The 8,152-nt window shown below is 63.2% G+C and carries 3 protein-coding genes and 1 pseudogene; all 4 read right to left on the minus strand.

Annotated elements, in window-relative coordinates; all coding sequences use genetic code 11:
• Positions 1-479: 479 nt before the first annotated feature.
• A complete protein-coding gene (locus BG52_RS12020) occupies positions 480-5,276 on the minus strand; it encodes a WIAG-tail domain (RefSeq protein WP_036667328.1) in 4,797 nt (1,598 codons plus the stop codon).
• A 349-nt stretch (positions 5,277-5,625) separates the two neighbouring features.
• A complete protein-coding gene (gene thiD, locus BG52_RS12030) occupies positions 5,626-6,465 on the minus strand; it encodes a bifunctional hydroxymethylpyrimidine kinase/phosphomethylpyrimidine kinase (RefSeq protein WP_036586143.1) in 840 nt (279 codons plus the stop codon).
• Entirely contained in the window at positions 6,462-7,604 is a 1,143-nt protein-coding gene (gene thiO / locus BG52_RS12035; RefSeq protein ID WP_036667331.1) for a glycine oxidase ThiO, read from the minus strand. The genes thiD and thiO overlap by 4 nt, the downstream gene beginning before the upstream one ends.
• A 4-nt stretch (positions 7,605-7,608) precedes the next feature.
• A pseudogene (locus BG52_RS12040) lies at positions 7,609-8,152 on the minus strand (hypothetical protein); the annotation flags it as partial.

Raw genomic sequence — 8,152 nt, forward strand, 5'->3', positions numbered from 1 at the left:
CCGCCGACGGAAGCATTCTCCGGCGGAACATCCGCATCCGAGCCGGTTTCGGCTACAGCGTCCCGGCCGGCGTTTACCGGCGGCAAGTACCTTCTTCGATAGTGAATCGACGGGGGCGATATCGCACTCCTTCTTCGGTTCGCTGGCGATGCCGCCCTCCTTCTGAGGCTGACGCGATTCGGCTTTACCGTTTTCCGGCCAGCCCGCCGTTGCCTTCGATTTCGTATCGGCAAACCCCCACCTCCTCGCAGTCATCTGACGGGCAAACGCGGCGAACCGTCCGAGCGAGTGAGGGGGATGTTGTCCGGATACTACGCCAAACGGTCTTTTCCATCTCATTGTATGTACCAGAGACGATGGCGCAACGGCACTTGTACGGCTGACCAAAGTGCGGTTGGAACCCTCGGCCTTATGGCGCGCATACCGAAACAGCCCCCTCGCGACGTTGTCGCGCAGGGGGGCTGCGGTTTAATCACGGCTTATCCGTGGCTGCCGATTGCGATCCAATTCAGCGTGCCGCTCGGCGCAGGACCGATACGCTGACGGCTGATCGTAACGAGGGCAAAATCCGGATACTTCGTTTTGATGGTTGCGAAGCAGGATGGCTGGTCCGACGTCACCGTAAGGACGTAATGATTGTCGCCGTATGGTTCGTCGAACGGGATCGCCACATCTGACTGCTCTTCCAAACCGGTGAACGCAAACGGTACAAGTCCGAACTGCTGCAGCACGACGCCCGAGCTCTCCCCCGAAACAACAGGGTTGAAAGCGAGTTTCGAAAGCGGCAGGCTGTAGTCCCGCAGATGTCTGTCGCCGATAGAATCCGGCTGGATGTGAGACGCCCCCACTGAGCCGGAGGCCAATGTGCGTCCGCTCACCGCTCCTTCAGCCAGCTTCTCCGCTGTAACGGCCCCGTCTGCCAAATGATCAGCTTGTATTCCGCCTGGACGGATCGGAGTAGCCGTCAACAAGTCCGCGGCCAGCTTCGACCTTGTCACAGAACCGTCCGTCAGGTGCACCGTGCCGATCGCGCCGCTGGCCAGGTGCGATGCGCCCACCGCCCCACTCGCAATATGGGAGGCGCTGACCGCCCCTTTCGCCAAATGCTCCGGCATCACGCAGCCGCCTGCCAGTTGAACGCCGCCGATCGCGCCGGCCACAAGATGTTTCCTGACGATGGAGCCCTCTGCGAGATGTTCCGCGCCAACCGCGCCGTGTGACAGATGTTCCCCGCCGATCACGCCGGTGGCTAGATGTGAGCCGGATACCGAGCCCTGAGCGAGATGCGCCGCTTCTATTGCGCCTTCCGCAATGTGCAGGCTGCCGACTGTGCCGCGAGCCAAGTGATGGCCGCTGATAGCGCCAGCGGAAACATGCTCGGTTCCGATGGCGCCTTCCGCTACATGCGCGCCTCCTACCGCACCGATGGCAAGCTGCAATCCGCCTACCGCGGCGGGCGCGAGATGCGCAGTGCCGATGGCCCCTTCGGCAATATGACCGGACCCGACGGCTTCGTTCGCCAGTTGCTGCGCACCGACAGCGCCGTGCGCCAACTGCTGCGCGCCGACGGCTCCATTACTGAGATGAACGGAAACGATTGCTCCCTCAGCGATATGGGCGTTGCCGACCGTGCCGGCCGCCAGTTGTAAAGCGCCTACCGAGCCTGCCGCAAGATGCGTCGAACCTATCGCGTGGTTGGCAATATGCGAAGCGCTGACTGAGCCGTTTGCCAGCTGCAAATCGCCCACCGCTGCGATTGCAAGATGAACCGAATCGATGGCGCCTTCGGCGATATGTCTGCCACCGACCGACCCGACCGCTAACTGCCGCTCTCCGACGGAACCATCCGCCAGCTGCGATGCGCCGATTGCGCCCGCCGCCACATGCTTGCCCCCGATTGCGCTTTCCGCCACTTGCGCCGCGCCGACCGCGCCTTCCGCCAACTGCAGCGCGCCGACCGCCCCGAACGCAAGATGCGGCGCGCCGATCGTATGCGCTGCAATATGCCTGCCTTCGATTGCCTCGTCCGCCAGGTGGATTCCGCTGACGGAACCGACCGCCAGCTCTCTTTCCCCCACCGAACCTTCGTCCAGCTGTAATGCGCCGATTGCGCCTTCCGCCACATGCCTGCCTTCGATTGCGCCTTCTGACAAATGCGTCGTTCCGACCGAGCCTTCCGCCAGTTGTCGCGCCCCGACCGCGCCGACCGCAAGCTGCGGAGTGCCCACCGTTTGCGCCGCGATATGTCTGCCTTCGACTGTCCCCTCCGCCAGGTGGGCGCGACCGATCGAACCGGCTGCAAGATGATCGCCTGTTACGGCGCCCTCATGGATCAGCTCGCGCGTAATGGAATGAGGCGCAAGATGATTTGCGGTGACGGAGCGGTCCGCGATTTTGGAGCTGATAACCGATCCGTCGGCCAAATGGCGATCGGTAACGCTCTCTTCCGCAAGCTGGGCCGAACCGACGCTTTTTCCGGCCAACCGGTCGGCGCCCACCGAGCCCGCCGCCAGCTTCGCACCGGGTATCGAGCCGTCCGGCAAACGTCCCGGCGTCAGCGGTCCGTCGGCCAAATGCGCCGTCGTAATGGAACCTTTCCGAATATGGTAGCCTTGGATCGCTTCCGGCCGGATATGTTTGCCGCCGATAATTTCCAGCTGCAGATGCTCGCTGCCGACCGATGAAGCGGCAAGCTTCGGCGAGGTGACGGCCGCATCCTGCAGCGGTTCCGTACCGACCGACGAAGCCGACAGATGAGCGCTGCCCACCGCCCCTTCCGCCAGTTGAATCCCGCCGACCGAGCCTGCGGCCAGATGCTTCGTCTCGACAGCTTCGACCGCAAGGTGACGCGACTCCACGACGGACGGCCGGAGCTGTGCGCCGCCGACCGAACCGGCCTGAAGCTGCTCATGTCCTACCGCCGAGGGGGCAATTTTGCCTTCGGTTACAGATTCTTCTCCGAGATGCAGCTCATGCACGGATCCGATTGCAATATGGATGCCGAGGACCGATTGTTCGGACAGATGCCGGCTTTGCACCGCCTCATCGGTCAGATTTTGCGAACCGACCGCGCCCTTCGCCAACAAATGCTGGCCGATCGAGGCCGGCTTGATCTGCTCCGAACCGACCGAGCCCGCCGCAAGCCGGCTCCCGGTCACCGCTCCTTCGCGCAACTGCTCCGTACCCACCGAGGATGGAGCGAGATGAGAAGCTGTAATAGCGCCGGACGCAAGCTGCTCGGAGCCGACCGACGACGGGGCGAGCTTTTCCACTGTCACGCTGGCCGCCGCCAATTTGGCCGAAGTGACTGCCCAATCGGTCAGCTTGTCGGTGGACACGCTCTCCGGCGAGAGCTTAAGCGAATTGACCGCATAATCGGCCAGATGGTAAGCGAACACGGCGCCGGCTGCCAAATGCCGCTCATTCACCGCGCCGCGCGCCAGCTTCGACACGACGACCGCCCCGTCCTGCAGCGCATCGGTCCCCACAGAGCCGTTGCTCAGGTGTTCCTCCTCGACGGCATCGGATTGCAAATGGCGCGCTGCTATTGCGCCGTCGGCGATCGAGTCAGCCATGATCGAGCCCGGTGTTAAATGGTACGGACGCAACGCGCCCGGCGCTAGTTTCTCGAAGGTGACCGATGCGTCGCCCAAATGCCGGGTCCGCACCTCGCCGTCGCCGATCGATTCCGCCCGGACACTGCGTTCTGCAAGCTTGACATCGGAAATCGAGCCGTCGGCGATTTGCGTCATGCCGACGGAGCCGGCGCCGATATGCTCCTCCAATACCGATAGCGGCGCGAGCTTGTCGCTTCCGACCGATGCCGCCTCCAGATGACGGCTCGCGACAGATGAAGGCCTTAAATGCTTGCCGTCGATGGAGTCCGACACTAAATGGCGGCCCGCTACGCAATCGTCAGCAAGCTTCTCGCCCGTCACGCTCGACCGTCCGAGATGCCGCGTCTGCACGGAATCGTCGGCAAGCTTGTGCGTATTGATGCTCTGGTCCGCAATTTTGGAGCTGGTGACAGCATGCTCGACGAGCTTTACCGTCGATACCGATTGATCCGCCAGCTTGGCGGAAGTGATCAGCAAATCCGGCAAATGAGACACGCCGATCTCACCGGGAGCGATGTGGCTTCCTAGAACCGACTCGGTCGCGAGATGTTCCGCTTTTACGGCCCCGACCGCCAAATGTTCCTCGCCCACGCTTCCCTGCTGAAGCGCCCGGCTTGCGACGGAGCCCTCCGCGAGATGCAAGGCGGAGACGGCGTCCGGAGCCAGATGCTTTCCCTCCAGCGCACCCAAGGCGACATGCTGTGACAGCAGGACGCCTTCCTTCAAATGCACGGAGTCGATTGCCCCCGCGCGTATTTTCTCGCCCGTCACCGCTTGCTCCCGAAGCTTGGATGTGCTTACGGCTCCTTCGGCCAGCTTGGAGGTGTCCACCGCTTCATTGCCGAGATGATCGCTTCGGACCGACCCGCTCGCTAATTTATCGCCGGTCACCGCCCGGTCCTGGAGGAGCTCCGTCGTAATGATTGCGTTCTGCAGATGCTTCGCGCCGATCGAGCCCTCCGCGATTTTATCGGGGCCGATCGTGCGGTCGGCAAGCTTTTCCGTCGTCACGCTGCCGTCGCGCAGCTTCTCTCCGCTGATGGACCGGTCGAGCAGCTTGCTTCCCGACACCGAACGAGGCGCCAGATGGTCGCCGGTGATCGTTTCCGATCCGATTTTGGAGCCGGTAACCGCCCCGTCGGCGATTTTAATGCTTTCTACCGCGAAATCTCCGATCGTATGCGTGACGATGCTGCCGGTCTTCAGCCTGGAGCTGTCGATTGAGCTGCGTGCGATTTTCTCGTTCGTAACCGCCTCGTCCGCCAAATCGTCGGTGTATACGATTGGAGCCGGCTTGAACGGCAGCCTTTTTTCCTCCAGCTTCTCCAGCTTCTCGGCCAGCGCTTCCTCCGCCAGCTGCTGAATCATGTCAGCCTCTTGAAGCTTCCGTTCCTCGCTCTCCTCGATTGCTTTGGCAACCGCGTCAGACGGAGCGGCGGCGGTTTGCGGCACAGCCTCAGTCGTTGGCGCTGATGCCGATGCGGGTGCAGGTACGGGTGCCGCCGCCGCGGCATGCAGCGCCATTTTCACGCGGTTCGGCGTTCCGGCCGGTTTCGCCTTTGACTCGTCCAGCCATTGCAGCTCCGAAGTGTTCGGATTATCGACATAGAAGAGCGGTTTTCGCCCTCTGACGTTTCTCCCTTTTCTGCTTTTCGCCATAGCCCTCTCCTTCTCGAACCCAAGTTATGTGTATCATATGCGCTCACCTATAGGCGGGTCACCTTTGAGAGAAGAAGAAGTGAGGGGGTCGGCCGAAAATGCGTCGTTCAACCGTTATGAGGCTCATTGTCGATGGACCGCGGACAGAAGAGAGGGAAAATATCCCGCCGGCAGATGGATTTGCGGGTTACGGTTACGAAATCGGCTGTTGTTTGCCGCGTTTTGCGGATTCGTTCGCAGAATCCGCATCGCCCCATTGCTGCCATCGCCCGCCTTGTTGCCGCCCTGTCCAATTGACGCCAAAACGGACGAAGCGCCCGCCAACGCGGCGAGCGCTTCGTCCGTTTTTCTATTCCGCGCGCCGATGCGCGGCATGCCAGAGCGAGCCGATTCCCCCGCCTGTTGGTACAGCATATGCAATCGCTTTGGATACAAAATCTTTGGCGCCGCGCACCGCTTCCTCCATCGCCAGCCCGCGCGCCCGGTAAGCCGTTATGGCCGCGGACAACGTACAGCCGGTCCCATGCGTATGACGGGTCGGAATGAACGGCGAGCGGAGCACGCGCAGCAAATCGCTCCCGCCCGCCAGCACGTCCGCGCACTCGGTGCGGGTCTCCGCTTCCGTTTCCCCGAGGTGCCCGCCCTTCACAAGCACATACTCCGGTCCCAAAAGCCGGATTTGACGGGCCGCATCGGCCATATCGGTCTCATCGCGAATCGCGTCTTCCGGTAAGCCCAGCAAAGCGCAGGCCTCGGGCACGTTGGGCGTGACGATCTCGGCCATCGGAAGCAGCCGGCGGACCATGGCCGCCACAGCCTCGGCGCGCAGCAGCGAAGCGCCGCCTTTGGCGATCATGACCGGATCGACGGTCAAACGCCGCACCGCATAGCGCTCAAGCACGTCGCACACCGCCTCAATGACCTCGGACGAGAACAGCATGCCCGTCTTCACCGCATCGGCGCCGATATCCGACAGCACCGCTTCCGCCTGGTCCGCTACGGCCGCTGGCTCCAGCGGGTGAACGCCATGCACGCCGAGGCTGTTCTGAACGGTAACCGCCGTCAGCGCGCTCATGCCGAACACGCCGAGCTCCTGCATGGTTTTCAGATCCGCCTGAATGCCCGCGCCGCCGCCGGAGTCCGAACCGGCCACCGTCAGCGCGCGCGCAAATCCCGTTTGCCCGGTCATACGGACAAGCTTCCTTCCACCGCCAAGGAGAACCGCTCCGGCGCGAACGCGGCGAGCAAGCCCCAGTCCGCTTTGCCGTCCAGCAGGTCAGTGACGGAAGCGCCTGTCACCGGGCTCAGCAAAATCCCGTTGCGATAATGCCCGGCGGCAATGACGACCTGAGGCGCCCCCTCCAGCTGTCCGAGCATCGGCCATCCGTCCCTTATGGCGGGCCGGAGCCCCGCCCAACGGTGGACGACCGGCTTATCCGCCAGAAACGGAAAAGCTTTCGGTCCCGAGCGCACCAGCCGGCCGATCCCTCTCTCGGTAACCGTGGTGTCGAAGCCCGCGACATCCTCCGATGCGCCGCATACCAGCGTGCCGTTGCCCTTCGAGGTCCAATACGCCTGAGGCGAGAATACCATATGCCGCACGACGCCGACGGGCACCTCATAGGCGCAAATTTGGCCGCGGATCGGGTGAACCGGAAAATGCAGCCCGAACCATCGCCCAAGCGCTCCGGTCCAGGCGCCGGTACACACGACAAGCCGGTCGCCGGATATATCCCCTCTGGCAGTCGTTGAAACGGTGACGCCCGGTGCCGATGAAAGCCGAACATCCGTCACGGCCCCGGAATGGTCCATAATCGCGACGCCCCTGCTCCGGCAGGCGTCCTCGAGCGCAGCTACCAGGTCCGGCGCGTAAACATGGCTTTCCTGCGGACAGTAAAGCGCCGCTTCCACGTTCTGAGACAGATGCGGCTCCAGCTCCCGCAGCCGGGAGCCCTCTACGATTTCCGCTTGCGCGCCGAGCCGGTTCTGCCACAGCAGGCGCGTCCGAAGCGGAGACAAATCGGCCTCATGGTATACGATATTCAGACTGCCCGAAGGAATCCACTCAATCCGGCGTCCCGACGCTTCCTCGATCTCCGCAAGCCATTGCGGATAGAGGCGCAAGCTGTCCAGGCACAGTCGGAAAAAAGCATCGGGCTGCTCCGTATTTTCCGAATACGGGGCAAGCATGCCCGCTGCCGCTCCCGAGGCCTGGCCGCCCGGCTTCCCCGTCTCGACGACCGTCACCTTGTAGCCACGCCCCGCCGCTTCAAACGCGCAAGCAAGACCGACAATCCCTCCCCCAAGCACAATAACCGTATCCGCCATCTCGTCAACCGCCCTTCACGCCGTCACCGATGCCGATGCCGCGCTCGTTGCCGGCACCGGCACCGGGATGCGCAAGCCGCATCTCGCCGCCCAATCCGGCCGGCAATGCGTCCGGCACGCCTTCCGCCGCGCTGCTCGCCGACGCATATGGCCGCTTCGGAATGCGGCCGGCCGCGCGGGACAGCCGGCCCGCTTCGAAGGCGAGTGTCATCGCGCGGGCCATGGCGATCGGATCGCGCGCTTTGGCGACCGGCGTATTGACGAGAATGCCTGACGCGCCCAGCTCCCCTGCCTGCGCGGCGTCCGCCGCCGAACCGAGGCCCGCATCGACGATGACCGGCACGCGCGCCGATTCGACGATCAAGCCCAGATTATAGGCATTCAGAATGCCAAGCCCCGTGCCGATCGGCGAACCGCCCGGCATGACGGCCGCCGCGCCCGCATCCTCCAGATGCCTGCATAGAATCGGATCGTCGGACGTGTAGGGCAGCACCGTAAAACCTTCGTTTGCCAGCAATTCCGTCGCCCGCAGCGTTTCGATCGGATCG

Origin of the sequence: Paenibacillus darwinianus (assembly GCF_000598065.1) — a bacterium.
GTDB lineage: Bacteria > Bacillota > Bacilli > Paenibacillales > Paenibacillaceae > Paenibacillus_I > Paenibacillus_I darwinianus.